This is a genomic window from Rhodoferax ferrireducens T118 (assembly GCF_000013605.1).
Lineage (GTDB): Bacteria > Pseudomonadota > Gammaproteobacteria > Burkholderiales > Burkholderiaceae_C > Rhodoferax > Rhodoferax ferrireducens.
In genome coordinates this window covers 3,641,671-3,668,177 of sequence record NC_007908.1, presented here as the reverse complement: position 1 = coordinate 3,668,177, position 26,507 = coordinate 3,641,671, and the positions used below count along the sequence as shown (strand labels likewise).

Below are 26,507 nucleotides of genomic sequence, written 5' to 3'. Positions count from 1 at the left end.
CACCCAAGTCAATAAGGCGTGATTCTGGTGCGCTTGCCTGGTTGGGCGCAATTAGGGTATCTACCGTTGCCGCAGCGCCGTCAACCCCGGCTGTCTGGATATCACTTAAACCGAACGATTTCGGGCCAGCGGCGGATTTTTGGAGAAGTAGCCTTCAATGCCGCGCATCAGCGCGCTGGCCAACTGCTCCTGGTAGGCCTCGCTGTTGAGTTTGATCTCTTCTTCCGGGTTGCTGATAAAAGCAGCCTCCACCAGCACACTGGGGATGTCGGGCGCCTTCAGAACGGCAAAGCTGGCTTGCTCGACCCGGCCTTTGTGCAGCTTGCCAACTCGGCCAATTTCACCCAGCATGGCGCTGCCGAGCTTCAGGCTGTCGTTGATCTGGGCGGTGGTGCTCATGTCAAACAGGGCCCGCGTCACTTGGGCGTCCCGGGCCTTGACATTCAAGCCACCGATCAGGTCGGCCTTGTTTTCCTTCGCTGCCATCCAGCGCGCCGCACTGCTGGAGGCGCCGCCCTGGCTCAGGGCAAACACGCTGGCGCCCTGCGGATGCGGGGTGAAGAAGGCGTCGGCATGCAGGCTGACAAAAAGGTCCGCCTGGACCTGGCGCGCCTTTTGTACCCGCACATGCAGCGGCACAAAGAAGTCGGCGTCGCGCGTGAGGTAGGCGCGCATGGTGTTGCCCTTGATGACGGTGGCATTAATGCGATCGCGCAATCGGTGCGCCAGGCGCAACACCACGTCTTTTTCCCGCGTGCCGCCGGGGCCGATGGCGCCGGGATCTTCACCGCCGTGGCCGGGGTCAAGGGCAATGATGATCAAGCGGTCGGTGACGGCAGGCGACTGGACCGGCGCGTTGTCCGTACCGAAAATATTGATACCTTTTTGGCCCTTGGCCCCCGTGGATTGGTCACTATTAGCTACTGAATTGCTAGTAATTTTGGCGTTGGCCGTGTTCAGGACTGAATCCGGGCCACCCAGCTTGAGAGGGGGTCGCTGGGTGTGCTGGGCGATCAGTTCACCCAAAGGATCGCCCGTGACGGGGGTGGCAGGGCCGGGGCTTGCCCGCGCCTGGTCTTTGATCCGATCGGCAATCAGCGCCTCCAGCGGGTCACTCACCTGCGTGGGGTACAAATCGAACACCAGCCGGTGCTGGTAGGCGGCGACCGGCGTCAGCGTGAAGACCTGAGGGGCTATGGGCTGCTTCAAGTCCAGCACCAGACGCACCGTGCCCGGCGCGTTTTGTCCGGCCCGAATACCCGCAATATTGGGGTCGTCGCTGCGCACCTTGGCCACCAGTTCCTTGAGCGCAGGGTTGAGTTCGATGCCCTCGATGTCCACCGCCAGGCGCGGCGGGTTGGCGATAAAAAACTGTTTGACCTTGAGGGCCGTGTCGGACTCAATGGTGACGCGCGAGTAGTCGGGCGCCGGCCACACCCGCACCGCCAGGATGGTGGCGCCCCGGGCCAGGTGCTGTGCGCCCAGCAACAGCACGAGGGCACCGGACTGCAGCAGGTCGCGCCGTTTCATGGCCGGTCCCTGGGCTGGTCTTGTCCGCCCTGTATTTCGGGTACCGGTGGGTCGCGGCTGACGGCCTGCAGCAAGGCCTGGCCAAGCGTGGTCTGCGCGGTCAGGGTCACTTGTCGCGACGCCTCGGTCACGGCTTCCAGGTGAATGATCAAATCGGCGCGGGGCAGAAAGCCGGCCGCTTTCTGCGGCCATTCGGCCAGCTTGAGACCGCTGCTAGCGAAAATATCCCTGAAACCGGCATCCTCCCACTCGCGCGGGTCGCTGAAACGGTAGAAGTCGAAATGCCAGACATTCAAGTTGCGGTCAGCCAGCTCGTAGGGTTCCACCACGGCATAGGTGGGGCTTTTGACCCGGCCCGGCACCCCCAAGGCGCGCAACAGGTGGCGCACCAGCGTGGTCTTGCCAGCACCCAGCTCACCCTGCAATTCGATGAAGGCGTCGCGCAGGGCCGGCGCGTTGGCCAGCGCCACGGCGAAGTCCCGCGTGGCGTTCTCGTTCGGCCACAGCAGGCTTTTTACAATCGGGCGGTGACCAACTTCAATATTCATGCCGAGGCCAGTCAATGGGTCTCCAAAATTCAGGCCTGGGCCCGGGAGCTGGGATTCTCCCAAATTGGCGTGGCCGGTGTGGATTTGTCTTCATCTGAACAGGGATTATCGACCTGGTTGGCCCGTGGTTTTCATGGTGACATGGCCTACATGGCAGCACACGGTCTCAAGCGCGCCCGCCCCGCCGAGTTGGTGCCCGGCACCGTGAGTGTCATTACGGTGCGCATGGACTATCTGCCTGCCGCAACAAAGCCCGGGTGGCAGGCCATCGAGTTTGACCGGCTGAGGCGACCGCGCGAAGGCATCGTGTCAGTCTACGCCAGAGGGCGGGACTACCACAAGGTATTGCGTAAGCGCCTGCAACAGTTGAGCGAGCGCATCGCCCTGGAGATGGGACCGTTTGGTCATCGTGTCTTCACCGATTCAGCCCCGGTACTGGAGGCCGAGCTGGCCGCGCGCAGTGGCCAGGGCTGGCGCGGCAAACACACGCTGGTGCTCAGCCGCGAAGCGGGATCGATGTTTTTTCTGGGTGAAATTTATGTCGATCTGGCCTTGCCGACCAGCGCGCCGGTATTGGGCCACTGCGGCAGTTGCTCGGCGTGCATCGAGGTCTGCCCGACGCAGGCCATTGTGGCGCCGCAGCAGCTCGATGCCCGGCGCTGCATCTCCTACCTGACGATCGAGCATGCGGGGCCGATCCCGTTGGAACTGCGCCCGCTGATTGGCAACCGGATTTACGGTTGTGACGACTGCCAGTTGATTTGCCCGTGGAACAAGTTCGCGCAGCGCAGCGCCTTGCCCGATTTTGATGAACGCCCCGGCTTGGGCGGCAGTCAAATGGTGACCCTGTTTGCCTGGACGGAAGAAGATTTTTTGCGTCTCACCGAAGGCAGCCCGATCCGGCGTATCGGTCATGAACGTTGGCTGCGCAATATTGCGGTGGCCCTGGGCAATGCCTTACGCGCGGACCCGGCGGCAGACCTGGTGCAGGCGCTGGCGCTGCGCGCCGAGCACCCGAGCGCACTGGTGCGGGAGCACGTGGCCTGGGCCCTGGAAAGCCGACTGGCGGTCCCCCTGTCAATCGACCCGGGCGCCTGACAGCTTCACCAGTTTTTCATACTTGGCGCGTTCCTTTTGCATCAAGGCGCCAAATTCCTCCGGCGTGCTGGGCGCGGGTTCGGCCAGCAGGGTTGCAAAACGGGATTTGGTCGCGGGTGTGTTCAGCGCGGCGACAAAAGCCTGATTGAGCCGTGTGATGGTCTCTTTGGGCGTGCCGGCAGGTGCTACCAGACCCCACCAGGTGTCAATGGAAAAACCCTTGAGGGTATCGGCCAGCGGCGGCGTGTCGGGCAGGGCGGCAGTGCGGGTTGGCGTGGTCACGGCCAGTGCAATGAGCTTGCCGGAGCGAATGTTGGGGGCCGCTGTGGCGAGGTTGTCGATATTGAAATCAACGTGGCCACTGAGCAGGGCCAACTGCGCCGGGTTGCCGCCGTTGTAGGGAATGTGCACGGCAAAGATGCCGGCCTCTTTTTTGAACATTTCACCGGCCAGATGACCGGCGCTGCCGTTGCCGCCGCTGCCATAGTTGAGTTTGGCCGGGTTGGCACGGGCGTAGGCAATCAGGTCGCGGGCGCTGCTGATTTTCAGGCGACGGGCGGTGTCGGCGTTCATGACCAACACATTGGGGACGCGCACCATTTGGGTAATGGGGGCAAAGTCGCTGGCCGCGTTAAAAGGCATCTTGGCAAAAAGCCAGGGGTTCACCGCGTGGGTGGCGGTGGCGGCGATGCCGATGGTCAGGCCGTCGGGGGCGGCTTTGGCGACGGCGTCAGCGCCGATGTTGCCGCCCGCACCGGGCTTGTTGTCGACGATGACGGTGCCCAGGCTGTCCTTGACGGCCTCGGCCAGTATCCGTGCTGTCACGTCCAGCGGGCCGCCCGCGGCGTAGGGCACGACCAGACGAATGGGTTTGCTCTGGGCCTGCGCGACCGGCGCCGTGGCGGTGGCGAGAAGGGTGAGGGCGGTGAGAAGGAGTGATTTGTAATGCATAGGGGTACCTCAAGTGAACGTCAGATGGTTGCGCCGTCCCGGGCCTTGTCGGCCTCGGTGATAAACGCGTCGGCATAAAACTCGTCCGGCGGCAGGCCCGCCCGCGTGTAGGCGGCGTGGGCCGAGTCCACCACGATGGGGGCGCCACTGGCATAGACCTGGTAGCCAGATAAGTCCGGCAGGTCCTGCAACACGGCCAGATGGACAAAACCGGTGCGCCCCAACCAGCTGTCTTCGGGCAGCGCGTTCGACACCACCGGCACATAGCGCAGGTTCGGCATTTCAGCCAGTTTGGCTCTGACCCAGGCGTCCAGGTACAGGTCCGCCGGGCGCCGACCGCCCCAGTACAGCGTCACGGGGCGCGTGCTGCCCGTGAACTGGAGCTGTTCTATCAAGGCCTTGACGGGCGCAAACCCGGTGCCCGCAGCCAGCAGCACGATCGGTTTGCTGCTGTCTTCACGCAGGTAGAAGCTGCCATACGGGCCCTCAATGCGCAGGATGTCTCTTTCTTTCATGGCAGCAAACACATGGTCGGTAAATTGGCCGCCCGGCATGTGGCGAATGTGCAGTTCCAGCGCGCCGGGCTTGCCGTCGGGGGCTGCCGGCGTGTGCGGCGCGTTGGCGATGGAATAGCTGCGGCGCACGCCATCGCGCAACAGAAATTCAACATACTGGCCGGCGTGGTAGTTGAACGGCTCGCTGGCGGGCAACTGCAATTGCAGGCGCATCACATCCGGCGACAGCTTTTCCATGGCGCTGACGCGGCTTGGCATCTTCTTGATGGGCAAGGCGTCTTCCCGCGTGACCTGGCGCGACTCCAGCAGCACATCGCTGTGGGCCACGGCGCAACAGGTCAGGACCCAGCCCTGGGCCTCTTCCTCGTCGCTCAGTGCCTTGCTCTGGTGCGCGCCATGCACCACGATGCCTTCGAGCTTTTTGCATTTGCAGGAGCCGCAGGCGCCATCCTGGCAGCCATAGGGCAGGCCGACACCGGCGCGAATCCCGGCCGCCAAAATCGTCTCGTCCGCCTCGGTGGTGAAGGCGCGGCCGCTGGGTTGAACCGTGATGTGAAAGCCCGGAGCCCGGGTTGCGCTGCGCGTCATGGGGGGTGTGTCCTTGGGGTAGAGTTGCGTGGTTGATGTTTTGCGGGACAGACCGCTGTTGCGTCGCAACAAGCGCTGTCCATAACACTTGAGTACCCCGATTTTGCCTTCAAATCCAAGCCCCGCCCGCAGCCTGTACGCGACCCGCCCCGGCGCCTTGCCAGCCCGTTTCCGCCGTCTGCGGGTGTTGATCGTCGGCTGTGGCGATATCGGTCTGCGCGTGGCGCAAGCGCTGCCCGCCCGGGTGCGGCTGCTGGCGCTCACCTCCAGCGTGGAGCGCACCGCTGAACTGCGTCAGTGCGGCATCACGCCCTTAGCTGGCAATCTGGATGCGCCCGCGTCGCTGCGCCGCCTGGGCGGACTGGCGCATCGGGTGCTGCATCTGGCGCCGCCACCCGATGAAGGCTGGACTGATGCACGCAGCCTGGCCTTGACCCGTGCCTTGGGCCTGCGCAGTCGACCGGATGCCCTGGTGTATGCCTCCACCAGCGGCGTGTATGGCGACTGCCACGGTGAAGTTGCTATTGAAACAAGAGCTACTCATGCAGACACAGCAAGGGCCAGGAGGAGAATTGATGCTGAGAACACCATGCGCTTCTTTGGCCGCGCCAGCGGCGTGCGCAGCAGCATTTTGCGCATTCCTGGCATCTACGCACCCGACCGCTTGAACGGCACACCGCAGGCGCGGCTGATCAAAGGCACGCCGGTGCTGCAGGCCGCCGATGATGTCTATACCAACCACATCCATGCCGACGATCTGGCCCGCGCCTGCGTGGCGGCGCTGTGGCGCGCTCAAGCACAACGCATTTACAACGTGAACGATGACACCTGCCTCAAGATGGGCGACTACTTTGATCTGGCTGCCGACCTGTATGGCTTGGCGCGCCCGCCGCGCGTACCCAGAAGCACGGCCAGCGCGCACTTGTCCTTGATGCTGCTGAGCTTCATGAGTGAGTCGCGCCGCATGGACAACACCCGTCTGAAGCGTGAATTGCGGCTGGCGTTGCGCTACCCGACGGTGGCCGACGGTTTGCTGGCGCGGGCACCGGGTGCCAATCCTGAAAATCAACACAGCGCTTCGGCGTCGCGAAAGGCAGCGTGAGCATCATGACGATCAAACCGGTTTCCCAAGAGCGCCTGCCCGAGCTGCTGCGCACCATCCCGAAGGCCGAGTTGCACATCCACATTGAAGGCTCGCTGGAGCCGGAGTTGATGTTTGCCTTGGCCCAGCGCAACGGCGTGTCCATCCCTTATCCGGATGTGGCGTCCTTGCGCGCGGCCTATGTATTTGACAACCTGCAGAGCTTTCTGGACATCTACCACGCGGGCACGCTGGTGCTGCGTACCGAGCAGGATTTCTATGACATGACGCATGCTTATCTGGCCCGCGCTGCGGCCGACAACGTGCTGCATGCCGAGATATTTTTCGACCCCCAGACGCATACGGCTCACGGCGTGAGCGCGGACGTGGTCATCAACGGCCTGTACCGTGCCTGCGTTGATGCGCGTGTCGAATTTGACATGAATGCCTCCTTGATTCTCTGTTTTTTGCGCCACCTGAGTGAGCAAGAGGCGTTCGAGTGCCTGGAGCAGGCCCTGCCTCACCTTGATAAATTGGTGGGGGTGGGCTTGGCGTCGAGTGAAATGGGTCATCCGCCGGAAAAGTTTGCCCGCGTGTTTGCCCGCGCCCGCGAGCTGGGCCTGCGGCTGGTGGCCCATGCGGGCGAGGAGGGCCCGCCCGCTTACATCTGGAGTGCGCTCGATGTTCTCAAGGTGGAGCGTATCGACCACGGCGTGCAGGCCGTCCAAGACCCGCTGCTGATGGCGCGTCTGGCCAGGGACCGCATTGCGCTCACCGTGTGCCCGCTCTCCAACTTGAAGCTGCGGGTCTTCCCCACCCTGGCGGCGCACAATTTGGGGCGCCTGCTGGAGGCCGGCATCGTGGCGACGGTCAACTCGGATGACCCGTCTTATTTTGGCGGCTACATCAACCAGAACTTCACCCAGACCTTTGCCGCCCTGGGGCTGACGGCCCAGCACGCCTACCAGTTGGCGCACAACAGTTTTGAGGCGAGTTTCATTGACGACAGGCTCAAGCGGCAGTATTTTGATCGTTTGGCGGGCGTATTCGAGACTTTTGAATAAGCGGTTTGACTCTGATTCGCGCCGCCCCGCGCGACGTTAAAATCACAGCCAAGGCCCGCTGCTCCGGCGGGCCTTGTTTTTATGTTTCGGAGCCATGTAGAGGACTACCATGTATAAAAACCTCGTCGCCGCGCTCGCGGCCGCCTGTTTTATTTCTCCCGTTTTTTCGCAGACTGCTGCGCCGATTGCCGCCCAAGAGCCGCTCAAAATTGGCTTTGTGTATGTGGCCCCGCTGCTGGACACCGGCTGGGTGCGCCAGCACGACGAGGGGCGCCGGGCGCTTGAGGCCGCCTTGGGTGCCCGGGTCAAAACTACCTATGTCGAAAACGTGGCCGAAGGGCCGGATGCCGAGCGTGTGATCCGCGACCTCGCCGCCAAGGGCCACAAGCTGATTTTCACGCCCAGCTTTGGCTACATGGAGCCCACGCTGAAGGTGGCGCAGGAGTTCCCGGACGTCAAGTTCGAATCCATCACCGGCTACAAGACCGCGCCCAACGTGGCGGTGGCCAACGCGCGCTACTACGAGGGCCGCTACCTGGCCGGCATTGCCGCCGGGCGCATGACGACCAGCCATGTGGCCGGCTACGTGGCGGGCTTTGCGATTCCCGAAGTGCTGCAAGGCATCAACGCCTTCACCTTGGGCATGCGCTCGGTGGACCCGAAGGCAGAGGTCAAAGTCGTGTGGCTCAACACCTGGTTTGACCCCAGCCGCGAGCGCGACGCTGCCATGACGCTGTTCAACCAGAACGTCGATGTGATTGCTTTTCACACCGGTTCATCGGCCGTCATGGTGGCAGCGCAGGAGCGCGGCAGACTGGCCGTGGGCTACCACTCGGACATGCGAAAAATTGCACCCGACGCGCAGATCGTCGCCGTCACCCACCAATGGGGCCCTTACTACACCCAGCGCGCGCAAGCGGTGCTCAATGGCAGCTGGAAGAGTGGTCGCGTCTGGGGTGGCGTGCGTGAGGGCATGATCAAGGTCGAGGGCTTTGGCTCGAAAGTGCCGAAGGCGGTGCAGCAGGAAGTACTGGCGCGCCAACAAGACATGGCCGCAGGCAAGTTGCACCCGTTCCAAGCCAGTCAAGCGGTGCGGGACAATGAGGGCAAAGAAGTCATCGCCAAAGGCCGGACACTGACGGATGAGCAGATTCTCAAGATGAACTGGCTGGTGCAAGGGGTGCAGGGCAAGTTGCCTTGATGCAAGCGCCATGAAAGCCTACCGCGCCGCCATTCTGCGTTTCGCCCCCGAGCGCGAGCCACGCCACGCGGCTGTTTTCGAAGAAGACGGTCTGCTGGTCGTGGGCCCCAATGGCGCCGGCATGCAGGTGGTGCAGGCGGTGGGTCCGTACCGGGAGCTGAAGGACCGCGTCCCTGGTGTGGAGATCGAGCACCTGCCGGGGCGCATCATCGCCCCCGGCTTTGTGGACCTGCATATCCACTTTCCGCAGACCAAGGTCATCGGCTCACCCGCCGATGGTTTGTTGCCGTGGTTGGAGAAGTACACATTTCCCGAGGAAAAACGCTTCTCAGCCCCCGAATACAGTGCACAAGAAGCTACATTTTTCATAGCGGAACTGTTGCGCAACGGCGTCACGACGGCGCTGGCGTTTGCCACCGCACACGCCGAATCGGTCGACGCGCTGTTCACCGCGGCGCTGCATCGGCGTCTGCGCCTGATCACCGGGCTGTGCCTGATGGACCGCCATGCCCCGGCCGAGCTGCTCAACCGCGCCGCACCCGACGGGACGCTGGATGCGACCGAGCAAAGCTTGATCGACTCCGAGGCCTTGCTGCAAAAATGGCATGGCAGGGGCCGTCTGGGTTATGCCATCACGCCGCGTTTTGCGCCCAGTTGTTCAGCGGCCCAATTGCGCGGGGCCGGCGTGTTGGCGACCAAATATCCCGGGGTCTGGATTCAGTCGCATGTGGCGGAGAACCTCGATGAGATCAAATGGGCGCGCGCGTTGTTTCCCGCCTCGCGCAGCTACCTGGGCACCTATGCCGATTTCGGCCTGATGCGCCCGCGCGCAATTTACGCTCACTGCCTTCACCTCGATGAGATGGATCGCGCCCTGATGCGCGACACCGGTGCCAGCGCCGCGGTTTGCCCGACCAGCAATCTGTTTCTGGGCAGCGGCTTTTTTGACTATGCGGCGGCCGACCGGGCCGGCTTCTCCTACGGCCTGGCCAGCGATGTGGGCGGGGGCACCAGTTTCAGTCCGTTTCACACCATGCTGGCGGCCTACTACGTGGGCCGCGAAGGGCAGACCAAAGCGGGCTTGTCGCTGGCGCCGCAGCATTTGTGGTGGCAACACACCTTGGGCGCAGCGCAGGCGCTGGGGCTGGACGGCCGACACGGTGCGCCAGCGGTGGGCAATCTGCAGCCCGGTTGCGAAGCCGATTTCGTGGTCTTGAACCCGCAGGCCACGCCTTTGCTGGCGCGCCGGACCGCGAGCGCCCACAGTCTCGATGAGCTGCTGTTTGCCATGATCGTGCTGGGCGATGACCGACTGGTGGAAAAGACGGTTATCTCTCAAAACATTTAAGCCTTTTGGCCTCTAGCCACCGTCTTTATTGGGTTTGTAGCTATTGATTTTGAATTTATTTCTGGCCTCGGACCGGTCCGGCCCCGGTGACCCCGGCGCCTGGCCTGGGCTGTTCGCTACTCGTTGGCGTCCAGCACGTAGTCATCAACCGGGTACGAGGCTTGTGGATCATCGTCTTTGGCAAACTCATGCTCCAAGGCCAGATGATGCTTGTGAACAAGGCTGTGAAATTCTGCGAATGGTCCCGTCGGCAGGTAGATCGGCTGCCGGGTGTCTGGATGAAATGCCGCCTCTGAAGCTGTGGCGCCCGCCCAGGCACGCTCGACCTCGGCCAGCCCCAGGCGCAGCAGATCCTCCAGAAGTTCACTTCGCTTCTTGCCCGGATACGCCTCGCGCAGGGCTTCCAGCCGGGATGCCAATTCGAGCGGCAATCGGCAGACATACCTTTTTCGCGCGACGGCTTTGCCTCGTGCAGCCCGGTGCTCAGCACCTGTCGATTTGATCGCTTTGCGCATGGTTCATCATCGCGTCACGCGGTGGCGAAGTTCTTGCGGATTCGCAAAGAAACAGGCCTCCAGCCCGCGACCCTATTACGTCAATTCATCTGAATTGATAGCAGGTGTCACGCTTACAATCTGGCGCAACTCAGGAGCCTCATTCCCATGACGATCAAAAGCGACAAATGGATCCGCCGCATGGCGCAGCAGCACGGCATGATTGAACCCTTTGAGCCCGGCCAGATCCGCCAGGATGCCAATGGCAACAAAATCGTCAGCTATGGCACTAGCAGCTACGGCTATGACATCCGCTGCGCACCCGAATTCAAGGTTTTCACCAACATCCACAGCACCGTGGTGGACCCGAAGAACTTCGACGAAAAAAGCTTTGTCGATTTTCATGGCGACAGCTGCATCATCCCGCCCAACAGCTTCGCGCTGGCGCGCACCATGGAGTACTTTCGCATTCCGCGCAATGTGCTCACCATCTGCCTGGGCAAAAGCACCTACGCACGCTGCGGCATCATCGTCAACGTCACGCCTTTTGAGCCCGAATGGGAAGGTTACGTCACGCTTGAATTCAGCAACACCACCCCCTTGCCGGCCAAAATTTACGCCGGCGAGGGGTGCGCGCAAGTGCTGTTTTTTGAGAGTGATGAGGAGTGCGAGACCTCGTACAAAGACCGTGGCGGCAAATACCAGGGACAAGTGGGCGTGACGCTGCCCCGAGCTTGAGGTCGGCGCATCGGGCGCCAGCGCCGCAGGCGCTATCAGCTGAATTGCAGCGAGTACCATTGGCATCCTATGCATTCGACCTGTTTTCCTGACTAGCGCGCCATGAACGCTTTCTTTCACCCCTTATCTTGGGTCCATCTGGACTGGGTGTTGGTGGTGGTGGTTGCCTGGCTCTTGATCGGTGTGCTGGGCGTGTTGGCCTTGCGGCGTTTCAGGCTGGTGGCGGTGGTGCTGTTTCCGGCGGGCGGGCTTGTCGCTTTGCTGTTGCTGGGCGTGGGCCTCAGCGCCGCGTTCAGTGTGCCCGAGGTGGCGGTGTTGCCGATCGGTTTGCCGCAGTTGCCCTTTCATTTGCGGCTGGACAGTCTGTCGGCCTTCTTCCTGATTGTCATTGGCGGGGTCGGCGCCGGGGTGTCGGCCTTTGCCGCCGGTTATTTTCGCCAGGGCGAGGGCACACCGCCGGGTTTGATCTGCCTTGAATACCATATCTTTCTGGCCAGCATCGCCATGGTGGTGATCGCGGACGACGCCTACGCCTTCATGGTGGTCTGGGAGACCATGGCGTTTTCCTCGTTTTTTCTGGTCATTGCCAACCACCGCATTCCTGAAATCCGCTTTGCGGGCTATCTCTACATGCTGGTGGCCCACATCGGCGCCTTGGGCATTCTGCTGTGTTTTGGTGTGTTGCAGGCCAACACCGGTGACTACACCTTCGCCAACATGCGGGCCCAGCATCTGTCGCCGTTCTGGGGCTCGGTGGCGTTTGTGCTGGCGGTGTTTGGCTTTGGCGCCAAGGCCGGCATCTTGCCGCTGCACGCCTGGTTGCCCGAGGCGCACCCGGCGGCGCCTTCCCCTTTCTCTGCCTTGATGAGCGGCGTGATGCTCAAAATTGCCCTGTATGGCATCCTGCGGGTGTCGTTTGACTTGCTGCAAACGAAAATCTGGTGGTGGGGTGTGCTGTTGATGGCGATTGGCCTGTCGACGGCGCTGTTCGGCGTTGTCTTCTCCACAGTGCAGGTGGAAATGAAGCGTCTGCTGGCTTATTCCTCGATTGAAAACGTCGGTTTGATCTGCACCGGTTTCGGCTTGTCGCTGTTGTTCTCAAGCTATGGCATGCACGCCCTGGCCGCCCTGGCTCTGACGGCGGCCTTGTATCACCTGCTCAGCCACGCGTTTTTCAAGAGCCTGTTGTTCTGCAGCACCGGAGCCGTCTTGCACGCCACCGGCGAGCGCAGCCTGGGTAAATTGGGTGGCCTGATGCGCTACATGCCCTGGGTCGCCTGGCCGACCCTGATCGGCGTCCTGGCCTGTGCCGGTCTGCCGCCTTTTGGCGGTTTTGTCGCGGAGTGGTTGCTGCTGCAAAGCTTCTTGTTCACCTCCGGCTTGCCGAGCTCGGTCCTCAATATGCTGGTGCCGGTGCTGGCGGCCTTGATTGCGCTGATTGCCGCGCTGTCGGGTTACACCATGGTCAAGTACTTTGGCGTCATCTTCCTGGGCCAGCCGCGTGAGGAAAAGCTCTCAGGCGCGCATGACGCCGGCACCTGGGAGCGCGCGGGTATGCTTTGGCTCACGGCGGGCTGTGTGGTGCTGGGGCTTTTTCCGAACCAGGTCATTGCCCTGATTGATCCTGTCACCCAATTGTTGGTGTCCGCCGGTCTGGTCAAGACGGTGGCGGCCAGCGGCTGGCTGCTGGTGCCCGTGAGCATCGAGCGCGCCAGTTATGCGCCGGCGATCTTCCTGCTTGGCGTGATGTTCTTCTTTGCCTTGACCTATTTGCTGGTACGCCGCTTTTACAGCGGCCGTATTCGGCGCGCGCCTGCCTGGGACTGCGGTTATCCGTGGCAAGACGCCCGCATGCAGGACACGGCAGAAGGATTCGGGCAGCCGATCCGGCAGATTTTCGAGCCCATGTTTCGCATGAAACGCGAACTGCCTTCGCCATTCGACGAGCAGCCACGTTACCGGGTGACGGTCGAAGATCCGCTCTGGTACTGGCTCTACCTGCCGATAGCCAGACTGGTTGAGCGCATCTCGAAAGTGATTGGACTGTTGCAGCAGGGGCGCATCGCGGTCTATCTGATGTACAGCTTTCTGACCTTGATCGTGGTGCTGCTGGTGGTGAAGCAATGAGCTGGCTCGGTCTCCTGTCTCAATTGATGGCGATTGTGATGGCGCTGGTACTGGCGCCTCTCCTGACCGGTTGGGTCAACCAATGGCGCGCCCGGTTGCAGAACAAGTCGGCGCCCAATCTGTTGCAGCCGTACCGCGTTTTGCACAAGCTGTTCAACAAGGAATCGGTGTTGGCCGAGCACGCCTCGCCCCTGTTTCGCATGGCACCCTACATTGTCTTCGGCTGCATGCTGCTGGCCAGTGCCATCATCCCGACCTTGTCCACCGACCTGCCCCTGTCACCAGCTGCTGACGCCATTGCGCTGGTGGGCTTGTTTGCCCTGGCGCGGGTGTTCATCTCATTGGCGGCGATGGATGTCGGCACGGCATTTGGCTCGCTCGGTGCACGTCGGGAAATGCTGGTCGGTTTTCTGGCCGAGCCGGCGTTGCTGATGGTGCTTTTTTGTGCCTCCATGATTTCGCGCTCGACCTCGCTCACCACCATTGTCGAGACGCTGGCGCATCGGGAGCTGGCCATCTACCCCAGCCTGCTGGTGGCCGGGGTGGCGTTCACCATGGTGTCATTGGCCGAGAACGCCCGGGTGCCGGTGGACAACCCGGACACGCATCTGGAACTCACCATGATTCACGAGTCCATGATTCTGGAGTATTCCGGGCGCCACCTGGCGCTGCTCGAATGGGCGGCCAGCCTGAAACTGTTTGCCTATTCCTGCATCGGTTTGGCGCTGTTTTTTCCCTGGGGTGTGGCCGAGGCCCATGCGCCACTGGCGCTGTTGCTGGCGCTGCCAGTGCTCGTCATCAAGTTGGCGTTGGGGGGCGTCTTGATGGCCCTGATCGAGACCTTGAGCGCCAAGATGCGGATCTTTCGCGTGCCGGAGTTTCTGGGCACTGCCTTTTTGTTGGCCGTGATCGGCCTGCTGGTCAACATCTTGCTGGGGGTCGGATGATTCAGTTGGCGCCCCAGTTGATCAACCTGTTTGCAACGCTGATTCTGATGCTGTCGTTTGCCATGATCTCGCAGCGGCGCATCGTTTCCCTGATTAATTTGTTCACCATCCAGGGCGTCGCCCTGGTCGCAGCGTCGATGTTGCTCGGTTATGTCACGCATCAACCTGACCTTTACGTTTCTGGGGCCCTGACGCTGTTGCTCAAGGTCATTTTTATTCCCTGGATGTTGCACCGGGTCATCCGCAAGCTCAATGTGCGCTGGGACGTCGACACCCTGATCAACATTCCAACCACCATGCTGGTGGGGATTGCGCTGGTGATTTTTTCCTTCAGCCTGGCCTTGCCGATCTCGCGTCTGTCGTCCTCCATGGCGGGCGGCTCGCTCGGCATTGCGCTGGCCTGTGTGCTGCTTTCGTTCTTGATGATGATCACCCGCTCCAAGGCGGTGCCGCAGGTGATCGGATTTCTATCGATGGAAAACGGCCTGATTTTCGCCGCCACCGCGGTCACCAACGGCATGCCGATGATTGTTGAGTTTGGCATTGCGCTCGATGTGCTGGTGGGCGTGCTGATTTTGGGAGTGTTCATGTTCCAGATTCGCGAGAAATTCGACAGCCTGGACATCCACAACCTCGAAACGCTCAAGGAAGACTGACCGTGTCCACCCTGTTTTTTGTCCTGGGGTTTCCTTTGCTGGGCGGCGCCGTACTGGCGCTGATCGGGCACCGGTCGTACGCCCGCGACATCAATGTGGTCTTCAGCCTGGGCACCTTTCTGGCGGCCTGCGTGCTGACGGCGGAGATCGTCGCGGACGGCCCGATTCTGGTCTGGCATGACCAATTTTTCATCGACCCATTGAATGTGTTCCTGGTCACGCTGACCGCTTTCGTTGGGATGACGACGGCGATATTTTCCCGGCCTTACATGCGCATTGAGCAGGACCACGGCAAGATGACGCCGCCGCGCATGCGGCTGTACCACAGCATGTACCAGTTGTTCAGCTTCACCATGCTGCTGGGCTTTACCACCAATAACCTGGGCATCCTGTGGGTGGCCATGGAGGCGGCGACCTTGACCACGGTGCTGCTGGTCAGCGTGTACCGCACCGCTGCCAGTCTGGAAGCGGCCTGGAAGTACTTTATTCTGTGTGGTGTGGGCATTGCACAGGCCCTGTTTGGCACGGTCTTGCTGTACATGGCGGCAGAAAAAGTGCTCGGCCCGGAGGGGGCCACGCTGTTGTGGACCAATCTGGATGCGATCAAAGACCAGTTGGACCCCTCCATCATCACCTTGGCGTTTGCTTTTCTTTTGATCGGCTATGGCACCAAGGTCGGCATGGTGCCCTTGCACAGCTGGTTGCCCGATGCGCATGCCGAAGGCCCGACGCCGGTGTCGGCCGTGCTGTCGGGCTTGCTGCTCAATGTGGCGATGTATGCCTTGTTGCGCTGCAAAGTGCTGACCGACGGGGCCTTGATGCGGCCCCTGGCGGGCCAGCTCATGATGGGCTTTGGCCTGCTGTCGGTGGTGGTGGCGACCTTTTTCCTGTCACGGCAAAAAGACGTCAAGCGCATGTTTTCTTATTCGTCGATCGAGCACATGGGCTTGATCACTTTTGCCTTTGGCATGGGCGGGCCGGTGGCCAACTTTGCCGGTTTGTTGCACATGACGGTGCATTCCCTCATCAAGTCGGCGATCTTCTTTGCGGTGGGGCACGCCACCCAAAAAGCCGGTACGCAGATCATGAGCGAGATTCGCGGCCTGATCAAGGTGAATCCGACCATCGGCTGGGGCTTGATTTTGGGCGTGATGGCGATTCTGGGCATGCCGCCATTTGGCGTCTTTGCCAGCGAGTTCCTGATTCTGACCACCGCCATGCGTGAGCAGCCCTGGGCGGCGCCGTTTTTGTTTGTGTCGCTCGGTGTGGCGTTTGCTTCCATGATGATCCGGGTGTTGCCGATGGTGTTTGGCGAAACCTCACTTAAAGCCCTGCCGCATCCGCCGGCCTTGGTGCCGGTGTTTGTGCACCTGAGTCTGGGCTTGGTGCTGGGTTTGTACATTCCGCCTTACCTCAATACCTGGTACGTCCAGGCCGCGCGGATGTTGGGGGGCTGAGCTGATGAAGATTTCTGGCTTCGACGTTGATCTCCAATGTGTGATGGCACCCGTGCCGATCTGGCACGCGCGGGTCACCGTGGATGAGTGGCGCGCCGCCGCTGCGGCCGTGCGCGAGGGGGGCGGGCGCTTGCTGGCGATGTGGGGCGGAGCAGGGCTGGCGGACGAGCCAACGGTGCTTGCCTGCGCCGCCTATGTGGTGTTGGAGGGTTTGATCTGGCTGGAGTTGCCACAGAGCGGCGAGCAGCTGACTTATCCTGACCTGCTGCCTTTCTTTCCCGCCGCCGCCAGAATGCAGCGGGCCGCGGCCGAGTTGTCGGGTATTCGCACCAAGGGCAGCAAAGACCAGCGTCCGTGGCTGAACCACGGTGCCTGGCCCCTGGACTATTTTCCCCTGCGCCACGCCGGCGAGGCGCCGCCGCCATTTCCTGAGGAAGCCTTGGTCGATTACCCGTTCGTCCGCGTCGAAGGCGATGGCGTGCATGAAATCGCGGTGGGTCCGGTGCATGCCGGCATCATTGAGCCTGGGCATTTTCGCTTTTCGGTGGTCGGCGAAAAAGTACTGCGCCTGGAGCAGCGCCTGGGCTACACACACAAGGGTATTGAGCAGCGCATGACCCAGTTGGACCCGCTGCTGGCGTATCGCCTGGCCGGTCGGGTCTCGGGTGACTCAACCGTCGCCTACGCCTGGGGTTATTGCATGGCCTTGGAGTCGGCCAGCGCCTGCGCGGTGCCGCCCCGGGCCTTGTGGATGCGCGCCTTGATGCTCGAGCGCGAGCGCGTTGCCAACCATCTGGGTGATCTGGGGGCCTTGGGCAACGACGCCGCCTTCGCGTTTGGCCTGGCCCAATTTTCCCGTCTGCGCGAAGACTGGCTGCGCTTGTCCAAGGAGATGTTTGGACACCGTTTGATGATGGACTGCGTGCTGCCCGGCGGTGTGACGCATGACATTCATGGCGCCCATATTGACCAACTGACCCGGCAATGCGACGCTGTGGAGCGCGAGGTGCGGACCTTGCGTTCAATCTACGAAGAGCATGCCGGCTTGCAGGATCGCTTCATGACCACCGGGCGGGTTACGCCGGCGCTGGCGGCCCAGTTGGGCTTGACCGGTCTGGCCGGGCGGGCCAGTGCACAGGCGTGGGACTTGCGCTGTGATCATGCGGCTGCGCCGTATGACGTATTGCAGGTCAAGATGGCCACGCACAGCAATGGCGACGTGGCAGCCCGAGTGAGCGTGCGCTTTGATGAAGTGTTTGAGTCGATGCGGCTGATCCGGCAAATTCTTGCCGGTCTGCCAGCCGGCCCCTTGCGCCAGGACATTGCTTTGCCCGGGCAGGCGAGCCGCGGGGCGGGTTGGGTGGAGGGCTGGCGGGGCGAGATTTTTGTCGCGCTGGAGCTGAGCGGTGCCAGCAGCGATCAGCGCATTCGACGCTGCCATTTGCATGATCCCTCCTGGCAGAACTGGCCCGTGCTGGAGCACGCCGTCATGGGCAATATCGTGCCCGACTTTCCGCTCATCAACAAGTCGTTCAACCTCAGCTATTCCGGGCACGATTTATGATTTGGAAAATCGTCAAGCAAATTGCCAGGAACGGCATTCGCACCGAGCCCGCGCCCGATATCGGGGCTGCAGTCACAGGTGAGATCAGTCGGATTCAGGCCGAGGTGCTTCAAATCCTGGGTCAGTCCCTGGCCATTCGCCTGGTCGATGCCGGCTCGTGCAACGGCTGCGAGCTTGAAATCAACGCACTGGGCAACCCCTACTACAACATCGAGGGCCTGGGCATCAAGTTTGTCGCCAGCCCACGCCACGCCGACATGCTCTTGGTGACCGGCCCGGTGTCGCGCAACATGGTCACCGCGCTCAAACGCACGTTTGACGCCATTCCTGAGCCCAAGCTGGTGGTGGCGGTGGGTGACTGCGGCTGTGACGGCGGTATTTTTGGCGAGAGTTATGCCAGTTGCGGCCGAGTGTCCAACGTGATCCCGGTCGACTGGGTGATACCGGGTTGCCCGCCGCCACCGATTGAGATATTGCGCGGCATTCTGACGGCTGTGCGCCGGCGTGCCTGAGCGCATCCAGCGGCGCAAACCGAGCCTCTCCAAGCCGTCTCCCATGGCGCCCGCACTTCAGCTCAAGATCAGGTCTTGTAGGTTCCGCAAGCAATGATCAGGTCAGCGGCCAGTTCAAAATAGGTGGACTTCATCATCGGTTCTTTGGTGACCGGATTGCTCCATTTGTATTCCACCCAGCCAGCGCCTTCGCGTCTGGCAATACTCATGATGTCCTTGATGAAGAACTTGCCGTCCAGGTCCTTGAAGGTGAGCGCTTCGACGCCCAACAGGCGCCGGTTGGTGCCGTGGCCGACGCATTGGCCAGCCACACTGTAAATACTGATGTAGAGATCGCGATCGATGAATTGTCCTTTGTTCATCTTGTTGACTTCTTCAATGAACGTATCCCTCCCGCGAGTTGCCATGAAGGCCGCGGCTCTGTGCACCATGTCGACGGCTTCATCCGAATTGCCAAATTCGCGCGCCCCGAGATTGAAGATCGACACCGTTTGCGACAGCGCCACCGCCTGCTCCTGCAAGCCCGCTGCGGTGCGCGAGGCCTCTTCGACCAGCGCCGCATTTTGTTGCGTCATGGTATCGGTGTGAATCACGGCCAGATTGATTTCATCGATGCCGGTGCTCTGCTCCACGCTGGCCGAGGCAATTTCGCTCATGATGCCGGCGACCCGTTTGATGCTGGTCACAATCTCGTCCATGGTCTTGCCAGCAGCATCGACCAGCTGGTTGCCGGCGTTGACTTTGTCGACCTCGTCGCCGATGAGTGATTTTATTTCCCGGGCGGCGCTGGCCGAGCGCTGCGCCAAGTTGCGTACTTCAGCCGCCACCACCGCAAAACCACGTCCCTGTTCTCCCGCACGTGCTGCTTCCACGGCGGCATTCAAGGCCAGGATATTGGTTTGAAAGGCAATGCCGTCGATGACGCCGATGATGTCGCCGATTTTGCGCGAGCTATCGCGGATCGAGCCCATGGTGTTCACCACTTGCCCCACCACGCTTCCGCCTTTGATGGCGAATTCAGTGGCCGTCGCCGCCAGTTGGCTGGCCTGTCTGGCATTGTCGGAATTTTGCCGCACCGTCGCCGTCAGCTCTTCCATGGTGGCGGCGGTCTCTTCCAGGGCGCTGGCTTGTGATTCGGTGCGCGAGGACAGGGCGGCATTGTCCGCGGCAATGAGACCCGAGGTGCTGGCGATCGCCATGGTGCCCGCGCGTACGTCGGCGACTATTCTGAACATGCGTGCGCTGGTCTCTTGCAGGGCCAGTTGCAGCTCACCGATAGCCCCTCGCGCATCGGCGTCAAAGGGCTCGCTCAAGTCGCCCGCTGCCAGGCGCTTGGCGATGCCGATGGCTTGCGCCAGCGCTGCGGCCATGCTGCGGTTGAGCCACCAACCCAGACCAGCGCCAACACCAAGCGACGCGAATCCGAACAGCAGCACAAATTGGGCTGCACCACTGTTGAAACCACCCATATTGCTCACGGCGAAGGCAGTCAAGCCGACGATCAGTAGCAGGAGCAGGCCAAAACTGATGACGAGTCGGGCCCTGAAATCAGGTTGGATGAGGTTCATGCGCCTTCTTTCAGTGTTGCAAGCATCGGTGCCGAGTCGGCGGGAATCTCACTGCGCTGTCCAGCCACCATCGACCGGCAAGGCCACGCCGGTGATGCCTGCCCCTGCCTGGCCGCACAGAAATACGGTCACATCGCCGATGCGTTCGGGAGGTAACAGCGTCAGGTTGGGCTGCTTCTCGCTCAGCAGGTCGCGGATGCCCGCATGGCGGTCGCCACCGAACTGGGCGGCGCGCGCCTCGATCTGCGGCTGGATGATCGCGGTGTCGGTCCAGCCCGGGCAGATGCAATTGACAGTGATGCCTTGGGCGGCGGTTTCCAGCGCCACGCCTTTGGACAAGCCCACCAGTCCGTGTTTGGCGGCCAGGTATGCCCCTTTGTTGACCGAGGCCACCAAGCCGTGCACCGAGGCGATGTTGACGATGCGGCCCCAGCCGCGCTCGCGCATGCCCGGCACCGCCGCCTTCATGGTGTGAAAGGCTGCCGACAGGTTGACCGCCAGGATCGCGTCCCAGCGTTCGGCTGGAAAACTCTCGATCGGGCAGGTGTACTGGATGCCTGCGTTGTTGACCAGAATATCGGGCGCGCTCAGAGCCTGCGTGGCGGCGGCCACCAGCCCGGCGGCCTCGTCGGCGAGGGCGAGGTTGGCACGCACATAGGCGGCGCGCACCCCGCCCATGGCAGCCACTTGGGTCGCGATGGCATGCCCCTGCGCCATCGACTCGATGCCGTGCACAACGACGTTGGCCCCGGCGCGCGCCAGCGCGTGGGCGATGGCCAGGCCAATTCCCTGGGTTGAGCCCGTGACAAGGGCGGTGTGGCCTTTCAGCATTTTTCGTTCTCCTTTTTCAGTAACTCGCGCAGCATGGTTTTGGGCACCTTGCCGTAATTGTTCTTGGGCAGGCTGTCGACGAAGTGGTAATGCTTGGGCCGCTTGAAGCGGGCCATGTGGTCCAGGCACAGGGCGTCCAGCGCTTGTGGGCTCACATCAACACCGACCACGAAAGCCACCACCACCTCACCCCACTCGGGGTCGCTTTGTCCGATCACCGCGACCTCGCGCACGCCGGGGTGCTGCAGCAACACTTCCTCCACCTCGCGCGGGTAGATGTTGGAACCACCGCTGATGATCACGTCCTTGGAGCGGTCTTTGAGCGTCAAGAAGCCCTCGCCGTCCATCGCACCCATGTCGCCAGTCCATAGCCATCCGGCGCGCAGCGCCTTGGCACTGGCATCCGGATTGCGCCAATAACCCGCCATCACCGGTTCGCCACGCACCACCACTTCGCCGGTTTCGCCGTCGGGCACAGACGCGCCTTCGGCATTGACCACGCGTACTTCGACCAAAGATTGCGCCACGCCGACCGAGGCAATGCGGTCATGCCATCTTGGATTCGCAGACGCATTGAGCTGCTCACGCGACAGCGCGGTGATGCTCATGGGCGATTCACCCTGCCCATAGATTTGCACGAAGCGCGGCCCCATGGTGGCCAGCGCGCCAGCGATGTCCTCCACATACATCGGCCCGCCGCCATAGACAATGGTCTTGAACCCGTCACACGCGGCGCCCGTGGCCGCAACGTGCTCGACCAGACGCTTGACCATGGTCGGCGCGGCGAACATGCACAGTCGGCCCACGCTACGTGAAAGCGCCACCAGTTCGGCCGGGTCAAAACCGCCCGAGGCCGGCACCACATGGCGCGCCGCTTTCGCGACAAACGCGAAGTTGTACATGCCCGCGCCGTGCGACATCGGCGCGGCATAGACGATGGCGTCGTCGGCCTGGACCTCGTCCACATCCATGAAGTAGCAGGCGGTCATGGCATACAGGTTGCGGTGCGTCTGCATCACACCCTTGGGCCGGCCGGTGGTGCCGGAGGTGTAGAACAGCCAGGCCAGATCGTCCGGTGCGCGATGGACCGGGGCCAGTGGATCCCCCGCCAACGCCAACTCGTAGCCGGGCTGGCCCGGGGTGAGCACCTGGCGCAATGAACTTACATGACCCAGTAGCGGCTGCACACCGGCGGCAAGATCGTCGGACGCCAACAGCACGGCGACTTGGGCGTCGTTCAGAATGAATTCAACCTCTTTCGGGTGCAGCTTGGCGTTGATCGGCACCACCACCAGGCCGGCCCACCAGCTTGCGTACAGCACCTCAAGGTAGGCGGGGTGGTTGGTCATGAACACCGCCACGCGCTCGCCGGGCGCCAGCCCCAGCGTGCGGCTCAAATACGCGGCCAGGCGCGCCGTGCGATCGGCCAGCTCACGGTAGTTCAGCACCGGCAGGTCACCCAGCAGCACGGCCGGACGATCCGGAAAGACGCGCGCGGCGCGCACCAGCAGTTGCGCCAGGTTCATTGCAGGCGCTCCAGGATGCTGACGTAGTTGGCCACCGCGGAACCCCCCATGTTGAAAACGCCCACCAGCTCGGCCCCGGGCACCTGCATCTCTCCGGCCTCACCCATCAGTTGCATCGCCGCCAGCACATGCATCGATACGCCGGTGGCGCCGATGGGATGCCCCTTGGCTTTGAGACCACCGGACGGATTGATCGGCAACTTGCCGCCAGCAGCCACGGTACCTTCGGCCAGCAGTCGCGCGCCCTGACCTGGCGCGGCCAGGCCCATCGCTTCATAGGTCAGCAGCTCGGCAATGGTGAAACAGTCATGCACCTCGGCCAGCGACAAGTCATGCACGCTGCAGCGGGCATTGTCCAGCGCCTTGGCCCAAGCCCGGCGGGGGCCTTCGAACGCGACCGCATCCCGGCGTGACATCGGCAGAAAGTCGTTGACCTGCGCGCGGGATCGCAACGCGACCGCACGGGGAAATTGTCTGGCGATCGAACTGTCGGCCAGGATCACCGCGGCGGCGCCATCCGAGACCATGGAACAGTCGGTCTTGCGCAAGGGTGCCGCGATGAGCGGGTTTCTATCCGACACCGTGTTGCAGAACTCGAAGCCCAGATCCCGGCGCATCTGCGCCCACGGGTTGCGCACGCCGTTGGCATGGTTCTTGGCCGCAATATGCGCCAGCGTGGCCGAATGGTCACCATAGCGTTCGAAATAGGCGAGCGCCACCTGGGCGAAGATGCCCGGGAACGTCAGGCCCCGCGCCGCTTCTTCCTTCACATAGGAGGCGTTGCCCAGGATGCGCGTGACCTCGGGACCCGACACGCCGGTCATTTTTTCGGCGCCTATGACCAGCGCCACGCGCGCACGCCCGGCCTCGATCGCATCACAGGCGGCATAGAGGGCCGCCGCGCCGGAGGCGCATGCGTTCTCCACGCGCGTGGCGGGTCGCCAACGCAGCGCATCATCAGCCTGCAGCGCCAGGGAGGAGGTGAAGATGTCCGGCACGAAGCCGCCGTTCAAGTGGCCCAGCCAGACACCGTCGACTTCGCTGCCCGCGATTCCCGCATGTCCAAGCGATGCCCGCGTCACGCCGCCGATCAGTGATTCCAGATCCAGCGTGTCCAGGCGCCCGAACGGCGAATGCGCCCAACCAACGATACAAACACCCATGTCTTGCCTCTTCTTTCTTGCTACTGCCGGCCGAGTGTAGGAAACTCACCCTGTTTTTGACAGCCGTAGAACTACCTGATGACAGAACCCCTCTCCACCCGCACCGCGCAGCACACCGCTGCGTCGCAAGAACCCGCGCTGGCCGAGGACGATCTGGGGCTGGTATTCGATCTGGCACCGGTGGGTCTGTGCATCTCGCGCGAACGCACGATCCAGCGCTGCAACGCGGCCTTCGGTGCGATGTTCGGCTACGCCCCGGCGGAGCTGCAAGGTCGCTCGCTCGAATGCCTCTACCCCTCGCGCAGCGAGTTCGAGCACATCGGCGCGCAGGGTTTTCCGGTGATGCAAAGGACCAGCCACTACAGTGACGAGCGCATCATGTGTCACCGCAGTGGCCGCCTGTTCTGGTGCCATGTGGCGGGCCGTTCGCTGCAGCGTGACCAGCCCTTCGCCTGTGCCGTCTGGATGTTCGAGGACATCTCGTCGCGTCGACCGGTGGCCATGACCCTGACCGCCCGTGAACGCGAGATCGTACGTCAGCTCGCGGCCGGCCAGGGTACCAAGCAAATTGCCCGCACCCTGGGGGTGAGTCCGCGCACCATCGATGGGCACCGCGCGCGCATCATGAGAAAAGTCGGCGCGCAGAGTTCAAGCGAAATGATTGCCAAGCTGATCGGCTTGAGTTGAAAACAATCCTGCATCCTTGTCCATCACGAGGCTGACCGGGTTTCAGGGCGCGATGCCCAGCAAGTCCATGATGCCCGAAATAAACGTCAGCGGATGCGCCGGGCAGCCCGGCACATACAGCGCCGGTTTGAAGTTGTCCAGAAACTGCCGGTCCAGCGCATCGCTGTCGGCAAACACACCGCCCGAAATGGCGCAGGCGCCCACGGCAATGACCAGTTTGGGTTCGGGAATGGCATCCCAGCAAATTTGCAGGGCTTGCGCCATGTTGCGGGTGATGGGGCCGGACAGCACCAGCGCGTCGGCATGGCGTGGTGAGGCCACGATGTCGATGCCATAGCGGCCGAGGTCGAAGTTGACGTTGGAGAGGGCGTTGATTTCCATCTCGCAGCCACTGCAGCCACCGGCTGACACCGAACGCAGTTTGAGCGAGCGGCCAAAGCGCTTGTGCAACGCCTTTGAAACCTTGATCGGGTCAAGGTTGGGGTGGGCGCTGCTGACCGTGAGGGCCTCGCGGCTGGTGGCGCACAGCTTGACATCATTGTTGAAGCTCAATTTCCGGCTGGGGCAGACTGGTTCGCAGTCGCCACACAGCACGCAGCGACCCAAGTCAATATGGACCGGGTCAGGTTGTGTGGGTTCCAGCCTGACGGCGCGGCTTGGGCAGACCTGCACGCAGGCCTGGCACCCATCAGCGCACGCGGCATCGCTGATAACGGGCTTGCCCCGAAACCCGCCCGGTGTGGCTGCGCGCAGATCAGGAATGTATTGCGTGCCCTGGGATTTTCGAACCGCGATGGACTTAAACATGGGGCATCCTACAAATCATTGCCGCAGTAGGAGAGGTCAAAACTCTTGTTGCAGATGGGAAAGTCAGAAATGGCGTTGTCGCGCATGGCAAAAGCCAAACCAAACCAGTTGGCTGTTGAGGGGTCCTGCACCTTGTAGTGCCGCAGTTCACCTTTGGCCGATGTCTCCAGCACCTGCAGCACCGGCCCGCGCGTTCCCTCCACCAGCGACACGCACAGTGCTTCAGCCTGCAGTGCGGCCGGGGTGCTGCTCTGGGCTTGACCCGCTTGGCTCAAGTTCAGCGTGGTGTCGCCCAGCAGTTGGAGCAACCAGGCCAGTGAGGCATCGACCTCGCGCATGCGCAGCCGCATGCGCGCCCAGCAGTCGCCGTCGGGCTCGGTCACCATGGGCAGTGGCGCGTGGCCGTAGGCCGCACCGGGCCATTGTGTGCGGTGATCCAGCGCCACGCCACTGGCGCGCGCCACCGGCCCGGTCAGACCCAGGTCCAGCGCGGCCTGCTGACTGACCGTGCCGGTGCCGTGCAAGCGGGCCTGGACGCTGCGCGCGGCCAGCATCAACTGGTTGATTTGCGTAAAGTCCGGGGCAAACGCCCTCAGCGTCCGCGTCAGGTCCTGCTGCAGTGCCTCAGACAGCGGTTTGGCCTGACCGGGTCGAATCCAGCCGCGGCCAAAGCGGTTGCCGCAGACACGCTGGCTGGCGTTGATGATGGCGGTGCGCAGGCGGCCGTAGGTGGCACCCCCCTGCAAAAAGGCAATGTCAGTGGCCATGCCACCCAGCGTGGCCAGGTGCATGGCGATGCGCTCCATCTCTAAAGCGATAGCACGTGAGGCCTGTATGGCGGGGGCTACAGGCTGATTTGACATCAATTCCAGCGCGGCGCCATAGCCCCAGGCGTAGGCCACGGCCGAGTCGCCGCAAATCGACTCCACCAACGGGGTGAGCTGCCACACCGGACGGCGCAGCAGCAGGCCTTCCACGCCGCGGTGCTGGTAACCCAACTGAATCTCCAGGTGATGAACATTTTCACCCAGGCACATGAAGCGGAAATGCCCGGGCTCGATCACGCTGGCGTGAATCGGTCCGACACCGACTTCATGCACCTCCTGCCCGCGCACCTTGAAGAAAGGGTACTCAAGCATGCGCTGCTGGCGCTCGCCCTCAAAGCGAACGGGTTTGAGCCAGGGGTGGTCGTCCGGGAACAAACCCGTCTGTTCCCACAGTTCGCGCTCAAAAATCTGCGCCGCCGGATGTTGGGCGGTGAGGCAGCGGTAGTGTTCGCCGCGCTGTGCCGTGGCGCGCAGGATGACCAGCGCACCCTGCGCGGGCTGCAGCACCGCAGTGACCACGATGATGTTCACCCCAAGTTCCGGCGCCGGTCTGCCAAAGAGCGTCAGCAAGCGCTCCCCGGCTTGCAGGCGCTGGCCGCACAGCTGCATCAGCTCCTGCAGGCTGGTCGCGGCAATATCGCGCAAGGGGAAAAGTGCCAGGGCTTGTGCCGTTGTCATG

Annotated in this window: 24 protein-coding genes; 13 read left to right on the top strand and 11 right to left on the bottom strand. The window is 62.4% G+C overall.

The features are described 5' to 3' along the window. Positions 1-105: 105 nt before the first annotated feature. Together RFER_RS16720 and tsaE are read right to left on the bottom strand one after the other, a co-directional pair. Positions 106-1,530, bottom strand: a complete 1,425-nt coding sequence (locus RFER_RS16720; protein ID WP_011465575.1) for an N-acetylmuramoyl-L-alanine amidase — start codon at positions 1,528-1,530, stop codon at positions 106-108. Further along, entirely contained in the window at positions 1,527-2,078 is a 552-nt protein-coding gene (tsaE, locus tag RFER_RS16715; RefSeq protein WP_011465574.1) for a tRNA (adenosine(37)-N6)-threonylcarbamoyltransferase complex ATPase subunit type 1 TsaE, read from the bottom strand. Before tsaE ends, RFER_RS16720 begins: the two co-directional genes overlap by 4 nt. On the opposite strand from tsaE, the gene queG reads away from it, so the two are divergent. Next, complete coding sequence (gene queG, locus RFER_RS16710; protein ID WP_011465573.1) at positions 2,058-3,176, top strand: tRNA epoxyqueuosine(34) reductase QueG; 1,119 nt, start codon at positions 2,058-2,060, stop codon at positions 3,174-3,176. The two genes, tsaE and queG, sit on opposite strands and share 21 nt — an antisense overlap. Here the strand turns inward: queG and RFER_RS16705 are convergent. Continuing rightward, the gene (locus RFER_RS16705; protein ID WP_011465572.1) at positions 3,156-4,127 is read right to left on the bottom strand and encodes a Bug family tripartite tricarboxylate transporter substrate binding protein; all 972 of its coding nucleotides are present in this window, start codon (positions 4,125-4,127) and stop codon (positions 3,156-3,158) included. The two genes, queG and RFER_RS16705, sit on opposite strands and share 21 nt — an antisense overlap. Before the next feature lie 20 nt (positions 4,128-4,147). Next, positions 4,148-5,230 (bottom strand): CDP-6-deoxy-delta-3,4-glucoseen reductase, encoded by a 1,083-nt coding sequence (locus RFER_RS16700; RefSeq protein ID WP_011465571.1) that lies wholly within the window; start codon positions 5,228-5,230, stop codon positions 4,148-4,150. 103 nt (positions 5,231-5,333) lie between these two features. Here RFER_RS16700 and RFER_RS16695 point away from each other — a divergent pair, with 103 nt between their 5' ends. The 4 genes from RFER_RS16695 (at position 5,334) to guaD (ending at position 9,924) form a co-directional block, all read left to right on the top strand. Next, positions 5,334-6,332 carry an NAD-dependent epimerase/dehydratase family protein gene (locus RFER_RS16695; protein ID WP_244095738.1) on the top strand — a complete coding sequence of 333 codons (999 nt, stop codon included), beginning with the start codon at positions 5,334-5,336 and terminating at the stop codon, positions 6,330-6,332. A 5-nt stretch (positions 6,333-6,337) separates the two neighbouring features. Continuing rightward, positions 6,338-7,375 (top strand): adenosine deaminase, encoded by a 1,038-nt coding sequence (locus RFER_RS16690; RefSeq protein ID WP_011465569.1) that lies wholly within the window; start codon positions 6,338-6,340, stop codon positions 7,373-7,375. Between the two features lie 109 nt (positions 7,376-7,484). After that, positions 7,485-8,576: a BMP family ABC transporter substrate-binding protein gene (locus tag RFER_RS16685; protein WP_011465568.1), complete on the top strand. Its 1,092-nt coding sequence runs from the start codon at positions 7,485-7,487 to the stop codon at positions 8,574-8,576. Positions 8,577-8,586: 10 nt separating this feature from the next. Next, positions 8,587-9,924, top strand: coding sequence for a guanine deaminase (gene guaD / locus RFER_RS16680; RefSeq protein ID WP_011465567.1), 1,338 nt, complete (start codon positions 8,587-8,589; stop codon positions 9,922-9,924). Between the two features lie 116 nt (positions 9,925-10,040). On the opposite strand, the gene RFER_RS23085 is transcribed toward guaD, so the two are convergent. Further along, positions 10,041-10,439, bottom strand: coding sequence for a hypothetical protein (locus tag RFER_RS23085; protein WP_011465566.1), 399 nt, complete (start codon positions 10,437-10,439; stop codon positions 10,041-10,043). A gap of 147 nt (positions 10,440-10,586) precedes the next feature. Here RFER_RS23085 and dcd point away from each other — a divergent pair, with 147 nt between their 5' ends. The 7 genes from dcd to RFER_RS16640 all read left to right on the top strand — a co-directional run bounded on the left by dcd (position 10,587) and on the right by RFER_RS16640 (position 18,419). After that, positions 10,587-11,156 carry a dCTP deaminase gene (dcd, locus tag RFER_RS16670; protein WP_011465565.1) on the top strand — a complete coding sequence of 190 codons (570 nt, stop codon included), beginning with the start codon at positions 10,587-10,589 and terminating at the stop codon, positions 11,154-11,156. A 102-nt stretch (positions 11,157-11,258) separates the two neighbouring features. After that, positions 11,259-13,283: a hydrogenase 4 subunit B gene (gene hyfB, locus RFER_RS16665; protein ID WP_011465564.1), complete on the top strand. Its 2,025-nt coding sequence runs from the start codon at positions 11,259-11,261 to the stop codon at positions 13,281-13,283. Beyond that, the gene (locus tag RFER_RS16660; protein ID WP_011465563.1) at positions 13,280-14,230 is read left to right on the top strand and encodes a respiratory chain complex I subunit 1 family protein; all 951 of its coding nucleotides are present in this window, start codon (positions 13,280-13,282) and stop codon (positions 14,228-14,230) included. Before hyfB ends, RFER_RS16660 begins: the two co-directional genes overlap by 4 nt. Beyond that, a complete protein-coding gene (locus tag RFER_RS16655) occupies positions 14,227-14,886 on the top strand; it encodes a formate hydrogenlyase (protein WP_011465562.1) in 660 nt (219 codons plus the stop codon). The genes RFER_RS16660 and RFER_RS16655 overlap by 4 nt, the downstream gene beginning before the upstream one ends. A 2-nt stretch (positions 14,887-14,888) precedes the next feature. Next, on the top strand, positions 14,889-16,343 hold the full coding sequence (locus RFER_RS16650; protein ID WP_011465561.1) for a hydrogenase 4 subunit F: 1,455 nt from the start codon (positions 14,889-14,891) through the stop codon (positions 16,341-16,343). 4 nt (positions 16,344-16,347) lie between these two features. After that, positions 16,348-17,907: an NADH-quinone oxidoreductase subunit C gene (locus RFER_RS16645; RefSeq protein ID WP_011465560.1), complete on the top strand. Its 1,560-nt coding sequence runs from the start codon at positions 16,348-16,350 to the stop codon at positions 17,905-17,907. After that, entirely contained in the window at positions 17,907-18,419 is a 513-nt protein-coding gene (locus tag RFER_RS16640; protein ID WP_041792673.1) for an NADH-quinone oxidoreductase subunit B family protein, read from the top strand. Before RFER_RS16645 ends, RFER_RS16640 begins: the two co-directional genes overlap by 1 nt. A 68-nt stretch (positions 18,420-18,487) precedes the next feature. Here RFER_RS16640 and RFER_RS16635 read toward each other — a convergent pair whose 3' ends face one another. The 4 genes from RFER_RS16635 to RFER_RS16620 are packed head-to-tail and all read right to left on the bottom strand — an operon-like array spanning position 18,488 to position 23,507. Beyond that, positions 18,488-19,987 carry a methyl-accepting chemotaxis protein gene (locus RFER_RS16635; protein ID WP_011465558.1) on the bottom strand — a complete coding sequence of 500 codons (1,500 nt, stop codon included), beginning with the start codon at positions 19,985-19,987 and terminating at the stop codon, positions 18,488-18,490. Between the two features lie 48 nt (positions 19,988-20,035). Next, on the bottom strand, positions 20,036-20,818 hold the full coding sequence (locus tag RFER_RS16630) for a 3-hydroxybutyrate dehydrogenase (protein WP_011465557.1): 783 nt from the start codon (positions 20,816-20,818) through the stop codon (positions 20,036-20,038). Next, complete coding sequence (locus tag RFER_RS16625) at positions 20,812-22,344, bottom strand: AMP-binding protein (protein ID WP_011465556.1); 1,533 nt, start codon at positions 22,342-22,344, stop codon at positions 20,812-20,814. Before RFER_RS16625 ends, RFER_RS16630 begins: the two co-directional genes overlap by 7 nt. Beyond that, positions 22,341-23,507 (bottom strand): acetyl-CoA acetyltransferase, encoded by a 1,167-nt coding sequence (locus tag RFER_RS16620; protein ID WP_011465555.1) that lies wholly within the window; start codon positions 23,505-23,507, stop codon positions 22,341-22,343. Before RFER_RS16620 ends, RFER_RS16625 begins: the two co-directional genes overlap by 4 nt. Positions 23,508-23,585: 78 nt before the next feature. Here RFER_RS16620 and RFER_RS16615 point away from each other — a divergent pair, with 78 nt between their 5' ends. Continuing rightward, positions 23,586-24,194, top strand: coding sequence for a PAS and helix-turn-helix domain-containing protein (locus RFER_RS16615; protein WP_011465554.1), 609 nt, complete (start codon positions 23,586-23,588; stop codon positions 24,192-24,194). A gap of 42 nt (positions 24,195-24,236) precedes the next feature. Here RFER_RS16615 and RFER_RS16610 read toward each other — a convergent pair whose 3' ends face one another. Further along, a complete protein-coding gene (locus RFER_RS16610; RefSeq protein WP_011465553.1) occupies positions 24,237-25,001 on the bottom strand; it encodes a 4Fe-4S dicluster domain-containing protein in 765 nt (254 codons plus the stop codon). 8 nt (positions 25,002-25,009) lie between these two features. Further along, the gene (locus RFER_RS16605) at positions 25,010-26,506 is read right to left on the bottom strand and encodes an NADH-quinone oxidoreductase subunit C (protein WP_011465552.1); all 1,497 of its coding nucleotides are present in this window, start codon (positions 26,504-26,506) and stop codon (positions 25,010-25,012) included. Between the last annotated feature and the right edge of the window lies 1 nt (position 26,507).

What these genes read in the sequence shown, in the direction of transcription:
- RFER_RS16615 (WP_011465554.1), top strand. Translation starts at nt 23,586, where the DNA reads ATGACAGAACCCCTCTCCACCCGCACCGCGCAGCACACCGCTGCGTCG.
- RFER_RS16660 (WP_011465563.1), top strand. Translation starts at nt 13,280, where the DNA reads ATGAGCTGGCTCGGTCTCCTGTCTCAATTGATGGCGATTGTGATGGCG.
- RFER_RS16645 (WP_011465560.1), top strand. Translation starts at nt 16,348, where the DNA reads ATGAAGATTTCTGGCTTCGACGTTGATCTCCAATGTGTGATGGCACCC.
- RFER_RS16720 (WP_011465575.1), bottom strand. Translation starts at nt 1,530, where the DNA reads ATGAAACGGCGCGACCTGCTGCAGTCCGGTGCCCTCGTGCTGTTGCTG.
- RFER_RS16655 (WP_011465562.1), top strand. Translation starts at nt 14,227, where the DNA reads ATGATTCAGTTGGCGCCCCAGTTGATCAACCTGTTTGCAACGCTGATT.
- tsaE (WP_011465574.1), bottom strand. Translation starts at nt 2,078, where the DNA reads ATGAATATTGAAGTTGGTCACCGCCCGATTGTAAAAAGCCTGCTGTGG.
- RFER_RS16700 (WP_011465571.1), bottom strand. Translation starts at nt 5,230, where the DNA reads ATGACGCGCAGCGCAACCCGGGCTCCGGGCTTTCACATCACGGTTCAA.
- RFER_RS16690 (WP_011465569.1), top strand. Translation starts at nt 6,338, where the DNA reads ATGACGATCAAACCGGTTTCCCAAGAGCGCCTGCCCGAGCTGCTGCGC.
- RFER_RS16620 (WP_011465555.1), bottom strand. Translation starts at nt 23,507, where the DNA reads ATGGGTGTTTGTATCGTTGGTTGGGCGCATTCGCCGTTCGGGCGCCTG.
- RFER_RS16605 (WP_011465552.1), bottom strand. Translation starts at nt 26,506, where the DNA reads ATGACAACGGCACAAGCCCTGGCACTTTTCCCCTTGCGCGATATTGCC.
- RFER_RS16630 (WP_011465557.1), bottom strand. Translation starts at nt 20,818, where the DNA reads ATGCTGAAAGGCCACACCGCCCTTGTCACGGGCTCAACCCAGGGAATT.
- guaD (WP_011465567.1), top strand. Translation starts at nt 8,587, where the DNA reads ATGAAAGCCTACCGCGCCGCCATTCTGCGTTTCGCCCCCGAGCGCGAG.
- hyfB (WP_011465564.1), top strand. Translation starts at nt 11,259, where the DNA reads ATGAACGCTTTCTTTCACCCCTTATCTTGGGTCCATCTGGACTGGGTG.
- RFER_RS16705 (WP_011465572.1), bottom strand. Translation starts at nt 4,127, where the DNA reads ATGCATTACAAATCACTCCTTCTCACCGCCCTCACCCTTCTCGCCACC.
- RFER_RS16610 (WP_011465553.1), bottom strand. Translation starts at nt 25,001, where the DNA reads ATGTTTAAGTCCATCGCGGTTCGAAAATCCCAGGGCACGCAATACATT.
- RFER_RS16635 (WP_011465558.1), bottom strand. Translation starts at nt 19,987, where the DNA reads ATGAACCTCATCCAACCTGATTTCAGGGCCCGACTCGTCATCAGTTTT.
- RFER_RS16625 (WP_011465556.1), bottom strand. Translation starts at nt 22,344, where the DNA reads ATGAACCTGGCGCAACTGCTGGTGCGCGCCGCGCGCGTCTTTCCGGAT.
- dcd (WP_011465565.1), top strand. Translation starts at nt 10,587, where the DNA reads ATGACGATCAAAAGCGACAAATGGATCCGCCGCATGGCGCAGCAGCAC.
- RFER_RS16685 (WP_011465568.1), top strand. Translation starts at nt 7,485, where the DNA reads ATGTATAAAAACCTCGTCGCCGCGCTCGCGGCCGCCTGTTTTATTTCT.
- RFER_RS23085 (WP_011465566.1), bottom strand. Translation starts at nt 10,439, where the DNA reads ATGCGCAAAGCGATCAAATCGACAGGTGCTGAGCACCGGGCTGCACGA.